Below are 17,730 nucleotides of genomic sequence, written 5' to 3'. Positions count from 1 at the left end.
GCTATGAACGCTTTGCTTGATGGACTCAACCCCGAACAACGCGCCGCCGTCACCACGACGGACGGCCCCCTGCTCGTCATTGCCGGCGCCGGTTCCGGGAAAACCCGGGTCATCGTTCACCGCATCGCCTACCTGCTTGACCAGGGGCTGGCGCGGCCCGAACAGATTCTGGCCGTGACCTTCACCAACAAGGCCGCGCTCGAAATGAAAACGCGCGTCCACCAGCTTCTGCCGCCTTCCCGCCGCTACGGAGAACTGCTCGTGGCGACGTTTCACAGCTTTTGTGTCCGCGTCCTGCGCCGCCATCTCGACCGCTTTGGCGGAAGCTACACCCGCGATTTCACCATTTACGACACCGACGACCAGGGGCGGCTCATCAAGGCCTGTCTGAAGGAACTCCAGATTGACGAAAAGCAGTTTCCGCCCCGGATGATTCAGTACGCCATCAGCCGCGCCAAAAATCAGGGCGAGACGCCGGAGACCCTGGCTCCGGCATCCGATCCGAAGCGGGACGCCATCCTCAAAACCTTCCGGCTGTATGAAATGCGCCTGGCGGCAGCCAATGCGCTCGACTTTGACGACCTGTTGCTGATGACGGTACGGCTCCTGCGGCAGTTCCCGGACGTGGCGGATGCCTACCAGAACCGTTTTCGCTACATCCTCATTGACGAGTACCAGGACACGAATCCCCCGCAGTTCAACCTGGTGCGGCTGCTGACGCAACGCCATCAGAATCTGTGCGTCGTGGGCGATCCCGACCAGTCCATTTACCGGTTTCGGGCAGCGGACATCCGTAACATTCTGGAGTTCGAGCGGCACTACCCACGGGCCAAAACCATTGTTCTGGCGCAGAACTACCGTTCGACGAAAGTCATTCTCCAGGCGGCCAATGCCGTCATCCGGCACAACCGCGCCCGCCGGGAAAAACAGCTTACGACGCAAAATCCGGTTGGTGAGCCGATTCGGGGTCTCATCGCCCCGACGGCCGAGGCCGAAGCCGACCTCGTTGTGGAAGCCTTGCTGCAGTGGCAGCGCCAGCGGTCGCACCTGCCGGAAGCCGAAACCCGTGCGGCCATCCTGTACCGGACGAATGCCCAGTCCCGGTTGTTTGAGGAAGCCTGTCGGCGGCGTGGCGTGCCCTACGTTCTGGTGGGCGGGTTTTCCTTTTACCAGCGGGCCGAAATCAAGGATGCCCTGGCCTACCTCCGGCTGCTGCTCAATCCGCATGACGACGCCGCTTTCGAGCGCATCATCAATGTGCCGGCGCGGGGCATCGGCAAGGCCACCCTGGAAATCATCACCGCCCGGGCCGCACGCGACGGGCTTTCACGCTGGACCGCCATGGAGCAGGTGCTGGCGGAAGGCGCACTGAATCCACGTGCGGCAACGGCGCTGGCCGGGTTTGCCGGTCTGATTCGTGACCTGCAAGCCCGACTGGAAGGCTCTCCGCTGTCCACCCTGGTGTCGGCGGTCGTCAACCGCTCCGGCTACCTGGACATGCTGGCCCAGGAAGGCACGCTCGAAGCCGAAAGTCGTCGGCAGAACCTGGAAGAACTCGTCACGGCGGCGGCCGAAGCCGACGAACGGGGGGCTTCGCTGCGGGAGTTCCTGGACCAGGCCGCGCTGGTGTCCGACACCGATGACCTCGTGGACAACGCCCGCGTCACGCTCATGACGATTCACAGCGCCAAGGGGCTTGAGTTCCCGTTGGTCTTTGTCGTCGGTCTGGAAGAAGGGCTGTTTCCCCATGCGCGCGTTGTGGACGACGGGGAGGAACTCGAAGAAGAACGACGGCTTTTTTACGTCGCCATCACCCGCGCCAGGCATCAGCTCTATCTGACACAGGCGCAGCGCCGCCGGGTGTATGGCGAAGAACGGATCACCGACCCCTCCCGCTTTCTGGAAGAAGTCCCGGAACAGATCGTGCAGTTCGAGGCAGTGCCGTCCTCATCCGGCGGCGTTACCCAGTCGCCCCTGTCGTATGGCGCACCGTATGGCGCGCCGGCCAGCCCATCGGCGGCCAAACCGGCCGTGGAACTGCCACGAAGTCAGCCGGCAGCCAGTACGGCGGAGGGTTTCCGGCTGGGCGACCGGGTGGAGCACGCAACCTACGGCGCAGGGCAGGTCGTCCGGGTGGCCGACGGCAAGCTCGACATCGCTTTTCCGGGCAAGGGCATCAAGCGGTTTGTGGCGGCCGCCGCCCCCCTGACCAAGCTGCCCCGGCGCTGAGCGCGTTTCTGATGCCGGTGTCAATCCAGTGGCTGCGGCCTGATTGACGCCCCGGCAGGCTTCTCACTACATTCGCGGTGTTCCTGCCTCTGACCGCCTGCTGCCCAGGTGTAAATCCTTTGTGTGTCGTCTGTGACGATTGATGCTCAAGAAGAAAGTTGCCCGCCTACAGGTTGTTGACGCCACACCTGCGCCTGTCATGCGGCCGGAGAAGACGGAGACGCTGACCGCCCGGCGGCTGCGGAAATCCTACCGTGGGCGCGAAGTCGTTTCAGATGTCACCCTGCACATCGGGCGCGGGGAAGTCGTCGGGCTTTTGGGACCCAACGGGGCCGGCAAAACGACGACCTTTGCGATGATTGTCGGACTGGAAACACCGGATGCCGGCATCATTACCCTCGATGGCGAGGACATCACGGCGCTGCCGATGTACCGGCGCGCCCGCCGGGGGATTGGCTATCTGCCGCAGGAAGCTTCGATTTTTCGGAAACTGACCGTCGAAAACAACATTCTCGCCATCCTCGAAACGCTCAATCTGTCGGCCATGGAGCGCCAGACGCGCCTGGAGGCCCTGCTCGATGAACTCGACATCAAGCATGTCCGCCGCACGATGGGCTATGCCGTTTCAGGTGGCGAGCGCCGCCGGACGGAAATTGCCCGCTGTCTGGCCATTGAACCCAAATTCATCCTGCTCGATGAACCCTTTGCCGGGATTGATCCCAAGGCCGTGATTGAAATCCAGGGCATTGTAGCCCGCTTGCGGGAAAAGGGGATCGGTGTTCTGATTACCGACCACAACGTACGGGAAACACTGGCCATCACCGATCGCGCCTACATCATCAGTGAGGGGCGCATCTTTCGGTCAGGCCGGCCAGAAGAGCTGACTTCCGACCAGGAAGTGCGGCAGGTCTATCTTGGAGAGAACTTTCGTCTTTAGGCTGGATGTCATTGGCCATGAACCTGCGTCCGCAACTTGCGCCCCGCACGGAACAGCGTCTTGGGTTGGTGCTGACGCCCCAGATGCGGCAACGCATCGAGATGCTCAGCATGACGCTGACCGACCTCGCCGAACTCACCATGCAGGAAATCGTGGAAAACCCGATTCTGGAAGAGGTGGACCCCCACGAGCCGGTGGAGGACATCACGCCGGTGGATGAGCTGGCGGCGGAAGTTGAAGGGGAGATAGGTGGGCTTCCGGGAGACGCCGGAGACGATGCGCCAGCACTGACCGGGGCCGAAACAGAGACGGCCGCCCCGGCGCTGGATGGGGAAGCCGTCTCACCGGCGGACGAAGAACCGACCGAAGCGCCTGATCCCTTTGCGGAAGTGGATTTCGGCGCAATGTTTGAGCATTACCTTGATCCCGGCTACCGTACGCTGGGCGAGTATGAAGAACGCGAAGAGCAGAACCTTGAAAACCGGCTGAGGCATCACCTGACCCTGCAGGAACACCTGCAGGCCCAGATTGCCTTGTTACCCTTGGATGAGGCCACGCGAGCCGCAGCCGAAGCCATTGCCGCCAGTCTGGACGAGCGCGGTTTTCTGGCCGATTCCTGCGAGGAAATTGCAACGATTGGCGGCTGGCCGCTCGAAGTGGTGGAAACAGCGCGCCAGGTGGTACAGCGGCTTGACCCGGTTGGCTGCGCTTCCCGTGATGTGCGTGAGTGCTTCGTCGTCCAGCTCGAACAGCAGGGCCATGGCGACCGGCTGGCCGTACAGTTGGTGCGCGATCACCTCGACCGGCTCGTGCCGTTTCGCTGGCCGGAACTCGCCAAAACGCTGGGCGTCGGCTGTGAGGTCATTGCCGGGGAAGTCGCGCTCATCCGCCAGCTCGATCCCTTTCCCGGCCGGCGGTTTGCCCGCATTGGCGACGGACTGCTTCAGGGAGCGCAACTGGTTCAGCCGGAGTTGTTCATCGAGAAGCTGGGAAATGACTACATCATCCGCTTCAATGACGACGGGCTGCCGCAACTGCGTATCAACGCCAAATACCGCCGCATTCTGGAAAACCCAAACGCTTCGCGTGAAGAACGTGAATTTATCCGCGACCGTTTGCGGGCGGCCGTTGATCTGATCCGCAACATTGACTACCGCCGCCGGACGATCTACCGGATTTGCGAGGCCATCATCGAGTGCCAGCGGGACTTTCTCGACCACGGCCCGGCCCACATCAAGCCCATGATGCTCAAGGATATTGCCGAGCGGGTTGGGATCCATCTGTCAACGGTCAGCCGGGTGGTCAACGGCAAGTATGTGCAGACGCCGCTGGGCATCATTGAACTGCGGCGCTTCTTTACTGAAGGACTGCCCAACGACAATGGCGAAGTGGTCTCGACCGACATCATCAAGATGAAAATCAAAAAGCTCATTGCCGAGGAAGACCCGCGTGAGCCGCTCACCGATGATCAGATTGCCCGCCTGCTGGCCCGGGAAGGGCAGCGTCTTTCGCGGCGAACAGTGGCGAAATATCGGGAACAGATGCATATTCCTGGCTCGCGTGAGCGCCGCCTGGTCACGGGCTAGCGTGACCGCCATCCCGACTGCTGGAATTTCCATCCCATGAAGCTTTCACCTTCTCCGACGCCTGACCGCCTGCTGCAAGCTGTGGCGGCCGGGGATAGCGTGCGTGTCGTGGCGGCCACGACCACTCACCTTGTGCAGGAAGCCTGCCGGCGGCACAAGTCCTGGAAAACGGCTACCGTGGCCTTGGGACGAACGCTGACCGGGGCGGCACTGCTGGCCAGTTCACTCAAAACCAGTGAACGGGTGACGATCCACATCGAAGGGCGCGGTCCTCTGGGCACGATCACGGCGGAAGCCAATGCGCAGGGGGAAGTCCGTGGCTACGTGCAGCATCCCCAGACCGATGTTCCGCTGCGTCCCGATGGCAAGCTGAACATTGGCGCGGCTGTGGGCAAGGGCGTGCTGCACGTCATCCGGGAAGGCGGTTTCGAGATTGGCCTGATGGAAGCCTACCGTGGCTCGGTTCCCTTGGTGTCGGGCGAAATTGCTGAAGATTTGACCTATTACCTGTCCAGCTCCGAGCAGATTCCCTCCGCAATGAGCTTGGGGGTGTATATGGAAGCCGGAGACGGCGTGGTAGGCGCGGCGGGTGGTTTTCTGGTGCAGGTGCTGCCAGGCGCTGATGAGTCCACAGTGGCTCACCTGGAGCGCACTGTGGCGGCAGCGCCGCCGATTACCGAGATGGTCAGGGCCGGGGCGACGCCGGAAGACCTCATTCGGGAGGCGCTTGGCGAGCTGGACTGGCGGCCGCTGGCGGAACGGCCGCTGAAGTTTGTCTGTACCTGCTCGCTGGAGCGGACGGAGCGCCTGCTCGTGGCGCTTGGAGTGGAAGAAATGCAGTCCCTGCTGGCCGAACAGGGACAGGCCGAACTGATCTGCCACTACTGCAATGCCGTGTATCGGCTCTCGGCCGATGACCTGCAGCGGCTTATTGCGCTCGAAACAGCCGGATAGCACCGGTCTGCCAGAGGGTTTGGAGACAATTGCAGTCGAATCTCACGCGAAGCCGTGGAGCATGGGCCGTGGAGAATCGCGGCTCTGCGTGAGGCAGATCGGTTGGTGATTGCTTTCCACTCGTCCCTTTGGGTATGCAATCCGAATCATCAATCCAAACGCGCGTCGTCACCATCTGGTGATAGCTCACTTCTGTTGCCCATGTCATATCGTCTCCTGCTGGTACGCTGTCTGGTCGCCAGCCTGGTTGTGATCCCCTGGTTGCACCTTGGGGCGCTGGCGCAGTCCACCCGTCGGAAACCGGAAACCAAGCCGGCCGCACCTCCGGCCCCGGACACGAAAAAAGAAACGTCTCCACTGAACGAAGCCGCGCTGGCCGGGCTGAAGTTCCGCGCGCTCGGCCCGGCAGTGGCCTCCGGGCGCATTGCTGCGCTGGCCGTTGACCCGCGTAACCGCCGCCGCTACTTCGCTGCCGTGGCTTCAGGCGGTGTCTGGAAAACCACTAACGCCGGTGTGACCTGGACGCCGGTCTTCGACAGCCAGCCCTCCTTTTCCATCGGCGCTGTCACCATGGACCCGAAACATCCCTTCCGCATCTGGGTCGGTACAGGTGAAAACAACTCGCAGCGCAGCGTGAGTTACGGCGACGGTGTGTATCGTTCGGACGACGACGGCCGCACCTGGCGCAACATGGGGCTGAAGGACTCCGAGCACATTGCCCGTATTCTCGTTGACCCACGGGATTCCGAAACGGTCTATGTGGCGGCACAGGGGCCGCTCTGGCGGTCAGGCGGCGACCGTGGGCTGTACAAAACCACCGACGGCGGACAGACCTGGCAGCGCATTCTGGACATCAGCCCCGACACCGGCGTCACCGAAGTGGTCATGGACCCGCGCAACCCGGACGTGATGCTGGCTGCGGCGTATCAGCGGCGGCGGCACGTCTGGACGCTCATTGACGGCGGGCCCGAAAGCGCCATTTACAAAACGACGGACGGCGGCAAAACCTGGCGCAAAGTCACGGCTGGTTTGCCAACGGCGGACCTGGGCCGGATTGGTCTGGCCATCTCGCCGGCCAACCCGGATGTCATCTATGCCTGTGTCGAAGCCGCCGACGGCAAAGGCGGCATTTTCCGTTCGCTCGATGGCGGCGAAACCTGGGAACGGCGCAACCCCTTCGACCAGACGGCGATGTATTTCAGCACGATTGTCGCCGATCCGCGCCAGGTCGAGCGGGTGTACGTCCTCAACGTGTTTCTCATGGTTTCCAATGACGGGGGCAAGACCCTGACGCCGATGCCGGGGATGCGGCACGTCCATGTGGATCACCATGCGCTGTGGATTGACCCGGCTGACCCGGATTACTACCTCGTGGGCTGTGATGGCGGCGTCTATGAGAGCTTTGACCGTGGGCAGTCCTGGCAGTTCAAAGCCAACCTGCCGGTGACGCAGTTTTATGACGTGACGGTGGATAACAGCGAGCCGTTCTACTTCATCTATGGGGGGACACAGGACAACAACACCCTTGGCGGCCCGTCGCGGACGCGCCATGCCCACGGGATCACCAATGCCGACTGGTTTGTGACCGTCGGCGGGGACGGCTTCCACGTGCGCGTGGACCCAACCGATCCGAACATCGTCTATTGCGAGTACCAGTACGGCAATCTGTTTCGTTTCGACCGCCGCACCGGCGAGCGCGTCGGGATTCAGCCCAAAATCGGCCCCAATGAACCGCCGTTGCGCTGGAACTGGGATTCACCGTTTATCATCAGTCCGCATGATCCCAAGCGATTGTACTTTGCCGCCAACCGGCTCTTTCGCAGTGATGACCGGGGAAATAGCTGGCGGGCTGTCAGTGGCGACCTGACCCGTCAGCTCGACCGTGACAAACTGAAGGTCTTCGGCAAGGTCTGGGGGCCCGACGCCGTAGCCAAACACGCCTCGACTTCCTTCTACGGCAACATCACGACCATTGCCGAGTCGCCCATGCGGGAAAACCTGCTGTTTGTCGGAACTGACGACGGTCTGGTGCAGATTTCCGAAGATGGCGGCGCAAACTGGCGAAAGCTGGAAACCTTCCCCGGTGTGCCGGAGCAAACCTTCGTCAGCCGTATTGTCCCGTCCCGGCACGATGCCAATGTGGTGTATGTCGCCTTTGACAACCACAAAAACGGCGATTTCAGGCCCTACCTGCTCAAGTCATCTGATTTGGGGCGGACGTGGAGCGCCTGTGTGGGCAACCTCCCGGAGCGGGGTTCGGTCAAGTGTCTGGCTGAAGACCCGGTTAATCCTAATGTTTTGTTTGTCGGTACGGAGTTCGGGTTGTGGTTTACGCCCAACGGCGGTGGCCGCTGGGTGCAGCTCAAGGGGGGACTGCCGACCATCGCGGTGCGGGATATTGCCATTCAGACCCGCGAGCATGATCTGGTCATCGCCACATTCGGGCGCGGTTTTTATGTTCTGGATGATTACCGCGCGCTGCGTACGGTGACGGAAGACCTGCTGGCGCAGCCGGCGCAGACTTTTCCGGTGCGTGATGCCTGGTTGTATGTCGAGTCCGAACCGCTGGGGGGCGGAAAACGCGGTTTCCAGGGGGATGCGTTGTATGTGGCCGACAACCCGCCGTTTGGAGCCGTCCTGACCTACTACCTGAAGGAAGCTCCCAAAACGAAAAAACAGCGCCGCCAGGAAGCCGAAAAGAAAGGCGACGACGTGCCTTATCCAACCCGCGACGAACTGCGGGAGGAGGCGCAGGAAGAAGCGCCGATGACGTTTGCTGTGGTGACGGATGAGCAGGGGCAGGTTGTCCGGCGCATCACCGCGCCCCAGGAAGCCGGCTTCAACCGCGTGGCCTGGGACCTGCGCACGCCCGCGCCTCAACTTCCGCCTCCGCCACGGGAGGAGGAAAATCCCTTTGCCCGTCCGCCGGTCGGATGGTTCGTGCCGCCGGGGACATACACCATCACCCTGTATCAGCGCGCCGATGGTGTTACCAAACAGCTTGGCACACCCCAGACCTTCCGCGTACGTTTCCTCGATGAGCGGGCGGCCGAGGATGTCCGCGCCTTTGAGGATTTTCACCGGCGGCTGCTGACGGCGCAGCGCACGATGCACGGTGCACTGGAGACGGCACAGGAAGTCCAGAAGCGGCTCACGGCTGTCAAACAAGCCATTCTGGAGACGCCGGCAGCGGATGCCAGGCTGCTCGATGAGACGACGGCGCTGACCCGGCGACTCGATGCCCTGATGGTCTGCCTGCGCGGGGACCGTGTGCTTCAGGCGCGCAATGAAAATACACCGCCGGGGTTGGCCGAGCGGTTGTCGGAAATTGTGTCCGAACGCAGCGCGACGCTCACCCGTCCCACGCAAACCCACGAAGCCCAGTACGCCATCGTGGCCGAAGGACTGCGGCAGGCGCTGGGTGACTTACGCGCGCTGACCGATGATCTGGGGCGGATCGAGAAAACGCTGGAGTCGCTGGGCGCGCCCTACACGCCCGGCCGGTTTCCATCCTGGCCGGAACGATAGGGCACTGCGTCCGGCCATGACCTGGCCGGGTGGCTGGGCTATGCTGTGGCAGGTCGTCACCGCCACACTGCAAAGGAAACGAACCGCTATGGCACGCGCCAAAATCGTCGCCACGATTGGCCCGGCTTCCCGGTCCCCCGAAATTCTCCGCACCCTGCTGGTTGCCGGGATCAACGTGGCCCGCATCAACATGTCGCACGGCAACCATGAGGGACACGCCGAGGTCATCCGGTCACTCCGTCAGTTGGCGGCAGAACTACAACAGCCGCTCGCCATCCTGCTGGATTTGTGTGGTCCCAAAATCCGCACCGGACGGTTGATTGGCGGCGAGCCGGTCGTGCTGGTCACGGGCAACCGGATTGTGATTACGCCGGAGGATATTCCCGGCAATGCCGAACGTATCAGTTGCAGCTACGGGGGCCTGGCTTACGATGCCAAGCCGGGTGATCGCATTCTGATTGATGACGGACTCATCGAACTGAGTGTCACGGCCGTTCATGGCAGTGACGTGGAGTGCCTCATTCTCAACGGCGGGGTGCTGGGCGAGCGCAAGGGCATCAACCTGCCGAGCATCCCGACGTCGCTTCCCTCGATGACCGACAAGGACCGCGATGACCTGCGCTTTGGCATTGAGCAGGGCGTGGATTACGTGGCGCTGTCGTTCGTACGTTCGGCCGAGGACTGCCGGCAGTGCAAAAACTACATTGCCGGGCTGGGGGCCCAGACGCCGCTCATTGCCAAAATCGAGAAGCCCGAAGCCCTGAACCACCTCGATGAAATCCTCGACATCGTGGATGGGGTCATGGTGGCGCGGGGCGATCTGGGCGTTGAAGCCGAAACCGAGCGGGTGCCGATTTTTCAGAAAGAAATCATCCGGCACGCCAACCGCAAGGGGCGGATTGTCATCACGGCGACGCAGATGTTGCAGTCCATGGTGGACAATCCGCGCCCGACGCGCGCCGAAGCGTCGGATGTGGCGAATGCCATTCTGGATGGCACTGATGCCGTCATGCTGTCAGCCGAATCGGCGGCCGGGAAGTATCCGGTCGAAGCCGTACGCACGATGCGGCGCATTGTGGAGTACACTGAAGAGGCTTTTGCCGGGCAGCAGTCCTGGCGCGCCGGCTCCAACAAGTTCATGAACCTGCAGGGCAGTTCGTCCCTGCGTGCGCTTTCGGAAGCGGCCGTTTTTGCGGCCGAAAATGTCGGCGCGCGGGTCATTGCCGTGTTCACCGAGGGGGGCAAGATGGCACGGGCGCTGGCGTTGCTGCGCCCGAAGCAACGGATTGCGGCCATTACGGCGGATGTTGGGGTCTATCAGCAGCTTTCGGCCGTGTGGGGGATTGAACCACTGCTGATGCTCAATCCGCCGGACATGAAGGACCTGTTTGCTGAAGGGGTGGGGCTGCTGCTGCGGTTGGGGTGGATTGAAGCCGGTGAACGCCTCGTAGTGCTGGCCGGCAAAATCAAGGGCCTGCCGGTCAACAACCTTGTCCATCTCCAGCGGGTCGGCGAATGAGTTTCAGGCGATGCCTTTCCGATATATGCTTGGTAACACCGCGTCCGGGTGATACTATTGCCTGCTTTACACCTGACTGGCGCCCGCGATGAGAAACCATTTCTGGGGGAAACTGCCATGAGCGTTCAGACAACTGTGCCGGAGTCGTCCGGTGGGGCTTCGCCCGTGCCGGCGATTGTCATTTCCGGTTTTCTGGGAAGTGGCAAAACGACGTTGCTGCTCGCCGTGCTGCATCACATGCGCCGCCTGGGACGTAAGGTGGCCGTGCTGATGAATGAGTTTGGCGACATCAGCATTGATGGTGAAATCCTGCGGGGCGAAGGCTTCAGCGTCATGGAGCTGAGCGACGGCTGTATCTGCTGCCAGATCGGGGAAGACTTTGTGCAGGCGTTTACCGAAGTCGCTACCCGGCAGCCGGAAGTGATTTTCGTCGAAGCCACGGGGCTGGCCGATCCGGTGGACCTGCTCGATCAGGCGACAGCGCCACACCTGCTCGACCGCGTGACGATTACCCGACTGGTGACAGTGGCCGACCCCAAAAACTTCACCCGTCTGTCAAAGGTGCTCAAGGCGATTGTCAAACGCCAGACCCAGTTTGCCGATGTCATTGTTATCGGCAAGGCCGATGAAGCTACGCCGGAGCAGATTGCTGACATCCGGCGGTATGTTGAAGAAAACAACCCGTACGCCCAGGTGTACCTTGCCACTCATGGCATCGTGGCCGGGGATGAGTCCTTCCAGTGGTTGCTGGCCGAGGTCGAGCCGGCCGAGCGCGAACGCCGCCGGGCGGCGATGCGGGAACAACTCGCTGCGCTCAACGAGCAGGAGTACAAGGCCCATACGGACTTTCACTCGATGTCGTGCCGGTTGCTGCGCCCACTGGTGCGGGAGCGTTTCGAGGAATTCATGCGGCAGCTTCCCCCGGACATTGTGCGCGCCAAGGGCTTCGTACGTTTCGAGGGCGAAGACGGGTTGTGGGTTATGATGTATGTCAATGGCGACCTCTACATTCGGCCTGTGACCCTGTCACCTTCACCCGAAGAACACCTTGTCTTCATTGGCGCCAGGCTTGACCATGCCCAGCTTGCCAGTGCCCTGGTGGCTTGCGAAGGGCGGCGGCGCGCCCTGGCGGTTCTATAAGCATACGTGGAGAACAACGCCCTTTTGTCCAGAGGAAAACCTGTTTTTTTGAGCGTCACGGATACCATTTACGACACTTTTATGCCTGGGAAATCACACAAATCGAAAACATCTCCGAAGTCAACTTCACCCTCCCTGGAAAAACTTCTGGAAAAGGGTGATGCCTACTTTGAAGAGGGGGAACTGGAGGAAGCCGAAGCTGCCTATGCCAAGGCTTTGGCCCTGGCTCCGCAATCACCGGAAGTGCTCATCCGGTTGGGGGCTCTGCTCCTCGAAACAGAACGCTATAACGAAGGCGTGGATTACCTGCGCCAAGTCGAGCGCCTGGCCCCGGACGACGTGCGTCCGCTCCACCTGCTCGGTGCGTTTTATGTTGAAGAAGGAGAGTTTGACCTGGCTGAAGAATACTTCAAGCGTGCGCTTAAGCTCGAACCAAACGAGGCCCTGAGCCATTACAACTATGGCAACTTCCTTTCGGAAATGGGGCGGTTTCCCGAAGCCGAAGTGGCTTACCGGCGGGCTATTGAACTGGGGCCGGAGGAGCCGCTGCACTACCTGGGGCTGGGCGGACTGCTGGCCGACCTCGAAAAATATGATGAAGCCCTCCGGCAGTTTCAGATGGCACTCGACCTTGACCCCCATGACCCGCGCATCTATCTCGACCTGGGGGATTTACTCATGGCGATGGAGCGGGTTGAGGAAGCCTTGAAGGCATACCGTGAATCTGTGCGGATTGATCCTCACAACGCTCTGGCGCGGTATGGTCTGGGAACGGCATTGCTGGCGCGCGGCGAAGCCGAAGCGGCTTCCCACGAGCTGAAGGATGCTATCGTGGATGGTCTGGAAGTGCCACTGACATTTGTCAAACTGGGCATCGCCCTCCGCATGGCCGGTCAACTGCAAGAATCCCGTGAGGCATTTCAGCAGGCATACGATCTGCTCGAAGAGGAACGGTCACAGGGAGGCGAATCCAGTGACATGTGCTACGAGGAAATCATCACCCTGCTGGGGCTTGGACAATCCCAGCGGGCTTATGAGATTGTGGATGGTTTGCAGGGAGATGAACTGGACGCCCAGGCTGTGGCCGAACTCAGTGCTGACCTGCGGCGGCTGGCGACTCTGGGTGTCAGCGAAGCCGATGAGGTTTTACGCCGTCTGACCTTGCCACCGGGAGAGCTTATCCACTAAGGATTCCAGTCTTCATTAATCCATACCGGACCCGGCGGCACTTGTGTCCAAGGCTGCTGCCGGCAGCCGGTATATTTATTGAGGGAGAAAAAGAGGCGTATGTCAGACGAAACAACCGAAACAACCGAAGTCGTCACCGGAACGACATCCAGCCCGGAACGGCGTCCTGCGGGTGCAGCGGGGAGTACCGTTGCCCGCCGCGCTGCCGGTAGTGGCAACCGTCCCGGTGGCAACCGCCGGGTGGGACGGCGCAAGAAACGGTGTCCGCTGCTGGAAGCCAAGATTGACTACATTGACTACAAGGACGTGAAGCTGCTTGAGCGGTTCATCGGCGACAACAAGCGTATCCTGCCGCGCCGTCTGACCGGCGTGAACCCAACTATGCAGCGTCGGCTGGCACGGGCCATCAAACGCGCCAAACACCTGGCACTGCTGCCTTACGTCCAGTCCATTTAGCTCCCGTCGCCCACGAGTCCAGCCCCCACGTGATGGATTCGCTGCCGGTGAGCAGGGGATCAGTCCGATGTCAGCGTGACCCGCTGACCGCTTTTCACTGCCCGTTCGGCGGCATCGGCAAAACGGAGAGCTTCAAGTACATGGTCGAGAGAGACATACGGCGTTCCACGGCCGGCAATGGCGTCGAGGAACGCCGCGATGTCGTGGGCAAACAGACCGCTGCGCGGCATGACCGGCACGGACTCCGTTGCGCCCTCTGGGTTTGTGTACCACACCTCCCGGTGTTGTCGTCCGATGAGTGTGCCGGACTCGCCCACGGCCTGTAATTCGGCCGCCGGCCCTGTTTCCTCGTGCCGGGTGAGCACATCGTTGATGTCTCCACGGCCTTCTGCGCCGAAGCCGAAGCGCAGATGCGTGGCACGCCGCCCAAAGCGGGTGCCCTGCTCATCGGAAAACGTTTCCTCGCCTTCAATCCAGGTGATTTGTCCCACGCAGGCGACGATGCGGCTGGGCACACTGGCCTGCTGGAACAGCGAGAAGCCGTGTGCGCGGTCAAACGTCCAGTCTTCGGGAGTTGCCGGGCGGGAGCTGAGGTTGTTCCAGGTGATGTGGTGAATCCGCCCAATGCGGGGCAGGGCTTTCCGAAAAGCCTCAAACCAGGCGGAAAGCAGCTCGATGTGCTCGACGTGCAGCACGACGCCACGCGCCCGGGCCTGTTCAACCAACTGTTCGGCGTCGGCGAGTGTCAGCGCCAGCGGGTAGTCCACACTGACCGGTTTGCCGGCCGCAATTGCCGCCTGTGCCATGCGGGCATGGTGCGGGTTGGTCGAACACACCATGACGGCATCCACATCCGGGCGCGCAATGGCTTCCTCCCAGTCTTCAGTGGCTGCCGCCGCAATCGGGAATGCCAGTTCGTAGGCCCGATTGAAATCGTGGGAGGCAACGACGGCCACACGGGTGTCGTAACGCTCGTGCAGTTCGCGCAGGCGGGCGCGTGCGACGCGCCCGCTGCCCAGAATGGCAATGCCAAGGACGGTGGGCATGGAAATGGCCCTCAGGCCATGGCTGGCTGGCCTTTGTACTTGCTGGCGAAGCCCTTGATGACTGGCGCCACCGGGTATTCGGGGATGGGCGGCGGCGCATCGGTGCGCACTTTCATGGCAAACAAACGCAGATAATCAATCGTCATCGCCGCTTGCAGTGGCAGGAGGGACAGCTTGCCAGCGCCTTCGGCTTCACGTTTGGTCATCTCCGTGTAACGTGCCGCCATGCGATCCAGAATGCGGATGAACTTTGGATTGTCCACGTCGAGCCGCAGCCCGAACACGCGCTGCGCATAGGCATTCGTTTCCCGGATTACCTTCAGGTCATATTCCCGCCAGTTCAGGCCGATGGACGCATAAAAGTCCTGCGCCTTGAGATCGCGCAACCACATCGTCACATAGACGGCCAGTGAGAAGAAGCGAATGAGCAACCGGTTGATGCCACCGTCCAGGTAGATGTTTTTCTGGGCTTCGAGCTGAAGGCCGATAAAGTCGCCGTGCTTGAGTTCATCCTGGCACCAGCCACCGAAGTACTTGAAGATCGGATGGTAACGGTATTCAGGATGGGCTTCGAGGTGGGAATAGATGTTGATGTAGCGGAAGTAGCCGATGACTTCCGAAAGGTACGTGGTGTAGAGGATGATTTTCGGATGCATGCTGACGAATTCCTTTTCGCCTTGCAGCATCTGAAGGTCGAGATCGGCATTGATGTCGCGCATCGCCAGCCGGATGAAGCCGCTGTGCCGTCCTTCATCGCGCGCCATCAGCCGGTAGGTGTCGCTCAGGATGGGGTCTTCGATGCGGTCCGCAATTTCCTTGTACAGCAGCGCCCCCGAAAACTCGCCCAAACAACCACGAATGAGAAAGTCCTTGAATGATGGTGGGAGATGGGAGAAATCCTGCTCGAAGTCCGGGTCGTCATCCCGTTTGAAGAAATGCTTGTTCGGATCATCGGCAAAGCGTTTGTGCATGGCCTTGAACGCTTCGGCCATGTGATCGAACCGCAGGGCATTCATCTTCTTGTAATCCGTGACATAAAAACGCGGGCTGATGAGACTTTTGTCTGCCGCCGCCGCTTTCGTCTCCTGAATGACGGATTCCGTGGCAATCATAGGGCACGACCTCGCAAAAGGAACCAAAGTGGGTGGAAGCCGAAACTTCGTTTCCAACCTACTTTGCGGCCGGCCCGATTTGAAATAAATTTTCTGGCGGGGACGCCGTGCGTCACCAGAGCGCCTACTTCACCAGCGACCCCAGCCGTTTCCAGCGCCCCTTGGAGAAGAAGGAGCCCAGCCGTTCGCCCAGCGAAGCCTGCGGATTGGGGTCGAACGAGGCATAGACAAACAGCGGCCGCCCGATGACGTAGTCCCGTGGAACGGGCCCCCAGTAGCGGCTGTCGAGGCTGTTGTCGCGGTTGTCCCCCATGGCGAAGTAGCAACCCTCTGGAATCTTGAACGGCCGCCCGATGCCATAGTGCGGTTCGTTTTTGTAGTCGCGGTAGCGTCCGCTTGGCAGGGGCAGTTCCGGGAGCGGCTCCGCATCCTGGGTTTCATACTCAAAGTCTGATCCCGGACGGTAATAGACCTTCCACTGCGCCCCGGCGGTGGGATGTTCTTCGAGAATGTTCAGCCGGCCGCTGTCTTCCAGGTCGCTTTCGGCAATGACGCGCGTTTCAGGGAGTTCCTGCCCGTTGATGTACACGCGCTGCCCCCGAATCTCGATGGTCTCACCCGGCAGTCCGATGACCCGTTTGACGTAGTTCTGGTCTTCGCTTTGCGGAAACTTGAACACGATGATGTCGCCCCGCCGGATGGGGCGGTGAGGGGTGAAGCCGTCCAGGGGGATACCGCCCTCGTAGCCGAAAATGAACTTGTTGACGAGCAGAAAATCGCCGGAATAGATGGTGTTGTTCATCGAGCCGGTCGGGACATTGACCGAACGGACGACGAAGGTGATGCCAAACAACGCCATGATGAGCGTTGTGATGATCATCTCGATGAACTCGCGCAGCTCCGATCGCTTGGGCTTTTCGGACGCCGTGGAAGTCTGGGAGCTGTTTTTGGTTTCCATAGGGTTCAGGTTGTCGCGCGCCGGACGCAAAGGCCGTCCGGGCGAAGCCAGTCCAGAGTTATGGTCGGTCAGAATGCTGCATCAACTGAACCGGTGGGCAGGGAACTGAGCCAAACGAGCAGAACACACAGCAGTTGCCGGGCTGCGGACGCAGCAGGGTTGCACAGGTGGCACAGGTGTAAAAAAACTGGCAGGCATCGGCCGGCATGGTTTCCACGGTGGTTGCCCCACAGACCGGGCAGGTAAGTTGCGATTCCCAGATGATGGAGGTCATGGCCGCGCATCCTGTACTTGGGGAGGGGGCGTGACCTTGACTGGACATCCAAAGCGACCACATTCCATAGTGGTCATGGTTGGCCAAAGCCACTGGCCCAAAGTCAGTGAGGATGCCATTGCGCCTCAAGAGCTGTCAAAGTCTGGTTGTCAGAGCCGTCAACGCCAGCCAACAATGCCAAAAAACCGTGGCCAAAAAACCGTGGTACGAAAATCATGAACCAAGCACATAGCGCGTCCGGGTGTCTCCTGGATGCCTGGCAGGCATACGAAAAAGCCCTGCTGGCTTTTCTGTTACACCGGACCAGCGATCCTGACGCGGCGGAAGACCTCCTCCAGGAAGTGTTTCTCAAGGCCCTGCGGCAGGGGCAGGCGTTTTGCGCGCTCGACAATCCCCGCGCCTGGCTGTTCCAGGTCGCCCGTCATGCCGTGATTGACCGGGCGCGTCTGTCCAAGCCGGTTGAGTCCTTGCCGGAGCACCTGGCGGCGGCACCGGTTGTGGAACGGCGTCCCGTAGATGAACTGGAGGCGTGTCTCAGCCACAACCTGCTGCGACTGGAAGCCGAGGACCGGCACATTATTGAAGCCTGCGATCTTCGGGGGCAAACGGTGCGCGCCTACGCCGAAGCCCATGGTCTGACACTGCCGGCCGCCAAGTCGCGCCTGCTGCGCGCCAGAAAACGATTACGCGACCGCCTGGTGGAGAACTGCCAGGTGCGCTTTGATGAGTCCGGGCGCGTCTGTTGCCACGTGTCACCTTCGGCTGCATCCTGAATCCTTTTGCCACCTTGTTCGTCTCCCTGA

The 17,730-nt window shown here is 61.1% G+C and carries 14 protein-coding genes; 10 read left to right on the top strand and 4 right to left on the bottom strand.

Features of this window, described 5'->3' with window-relative positions:
* Positions 1-3 precede the first annotated feature (3 nt).
* The 9 genes from J8C01_RS06745 (at position 4) to rpsR (ending at position 13,537) form a co-directional block, all read left to right on the top strand.
* Complete coding sequence (locus J8C01_RS06745; protein WP_014099877.1) at positions 4-2,229, top strand: ATP-dependent helicase; 2,226 nt, start codon at positions 4-6, stop codon at positions 2,227-2,229.
* Between the two features lie 142 nt (positions 2,230-2,371).
* A complete protein-coding gene (gene lptB, locus J8C01_RS06740; RefSeq protein WP_014099876.1) occupies positions 2,372-3,166 on the top strand; it encodes an LPS export ABC transporter ATP-binding protein in 795 nt (264 codons plus the stop codon).
* Positions 3,167-3,183: 17 nt separating this feature from the next.
* Positions 3,184-4,752: an RNA polymerase factor sigma-54 gene (gene rpoN, locus J8C01_RS06735; RefSeq protein ID WP_211431425.1), complete on the top strand. Its 1,569-nt coding sequence runs from the start codon at positions 3,184-3,186 to the stop codon at positions 4,750-4,752.
* 36 nt (positions 4,753-4,788) lie between these two features.
* The gene (gene hslO / locus J8C01_RS06730) at positions 4,789-5,706 is read left to right on the top strand and encodes an Hsp33 family molecular chaperone HslO (RefSeq protein WP_211431424.1); all 918 of its coding nucleotides are present in this window, start codon (positions 4,789-4,791) and stop codon (positions 5,704-5,706) included.
* Between the two features lie 201 nt (positions 5,707-5,907).
* Positions 5,908-9,234, top strand: a complete 3,327-nt coding sequence (locus J8C01_RS06725; RefSeq protein WP_211431423.1) for a VPS10 domain-containing protein — start codon at positions 5,908-5,910, stop codon at positions 9,232-9,234.
* Positions 9,235-9,322: 88 nt separating this feature from the next.
* Entirely contained in the window at positions 9,323-10,753 is a 1,431-nt protein-coding gene (gene pyk, locus J8C01_RS06720; RefSeq protein ID WP_211431422.1) for a pyruvate kinase, read from the top strand.
* A gap of 117 nt (positions 10,754-10,870) precedes the next feature.
* Entirely contained in the window at positions 10,871-11,893 is a 1,023-nt protein-coding gene (locus J8C01_RS06715) for a CobW family GTP-binding protein (RefSeq protein ID WP_211431421.1), read from the top strand.
* Between the two features lie 81 nt (positions 11,894-11,974).
* A complete protein-coding gene (locus J8C01_RS06710) occupies positions 11,975-13,081 on the top strand; it encodes a tetratricopeptide repeat protein (RefSeq protein ID WP_211431420.1) in 1,107 nt (368 codons plus the stop codon).
* A gap of 99 nt (positions 13,082-13,180) precedes the next feature.
* Positions 13,181-13,537, top strand: coding sequence for a 30S ribosomal protein S18 (rpsR, locus tag J8C01_RS06705; RefSeq protein ID WP_014099869.1), 357 nt, complete (start codon positions 13,181-13,183; stop codon positions 13,535-13,537).
* 59 nt (positions 13,538-13,596) lie between these two features.
* Here rpsR and J8C01_RS06700 read toward each other — a convergent pair whose 3' ends face one another.
* The 4 genes from J8C01_RS06700 to J8C01_RS06685 all read right to left on the bottom strand — a co-directional run bounded on the left by J8C01_RS06700 (position 13,597) and on the right by J8C01_RS06685 (position 16,927).
* Positions 13,597-14,583 (bottom strand): Gfo/Idh/MocA family protein, encoded by a 987-nt coding sequence (locus tag J8C01_RS06700; protein ID WP_014099868.1) that lies wholly within the window; start codon positions 14,581-14,583, stop codon positions 13,597-13,599.
* 11 nt (positions 14,584-14,594) lie between these two features.
* Positions 14,595-15,695, bottom strand: a complete 1,101-nt coding sequence (gene acsF / locus J8C01_RS06695) for a magnesium-protoporphyrin IX monomethyl ester (oxidative) cyclase (protein ID WP_014099867.1) — start codon at positions 15,693-15,695, stop codon at positions 14,595-14,597.
* A gap of 124 nt (positions 15,696-15,819) precedes the next feature.
* Entirely contained in the window at positions 15,820-16,653 is an 834-nt protein-coding gene (gene lepB, locus J8C01_RS06690; RefSeq protein WP_211431419.1) for a signal peptidase I, read from the bottom strand.
* 58 nt (positions 16,654-16,711) lie between these two features.
* Entirely contained in the window at positions 16,712-16,927 is a 216-nt protein-coding gene (locus tag J8C01_RS06685; protein ID WP_014099865.1) for a GDCCVxC domain-containing (seleno)protein, read from the bottom strand.
* 215 nt (positions 16,928-17,142) lie between these two features.
* Between J8C01_RS06685 and J8C01_RS06680 the strand changes: the two genes are divergently transcribed.
* The gene (locus tag J8C01_RS06680) at positions 17,143-17,700 is read left to right on the top strand and encodes a sigma-70 family RNA polymerase sigma factor (protein WP_041569669.1); all 558 of its coding nucleotides are present in this window, start codon (positions 17,143-17,145) and stop codon (positions 17,698-17,700) included.
* Positions 17,701-17,730: the final 30 nt, after the last annotated feature.

It is taken from the genome of Chloracidobacterium sp. D (assembly GCF_018304685.1).
Classification (GTDB): Bacteria; Acidobacteriota; Blastocatellia; order Chloracidobacteriales; family Chloracidobacteriaceae; genus Chloracidobacterium; species Chloracidobacterium thermophilum.
This window is presented reverse-complemented; position numbering and strand designations above follow the sequence as displayed.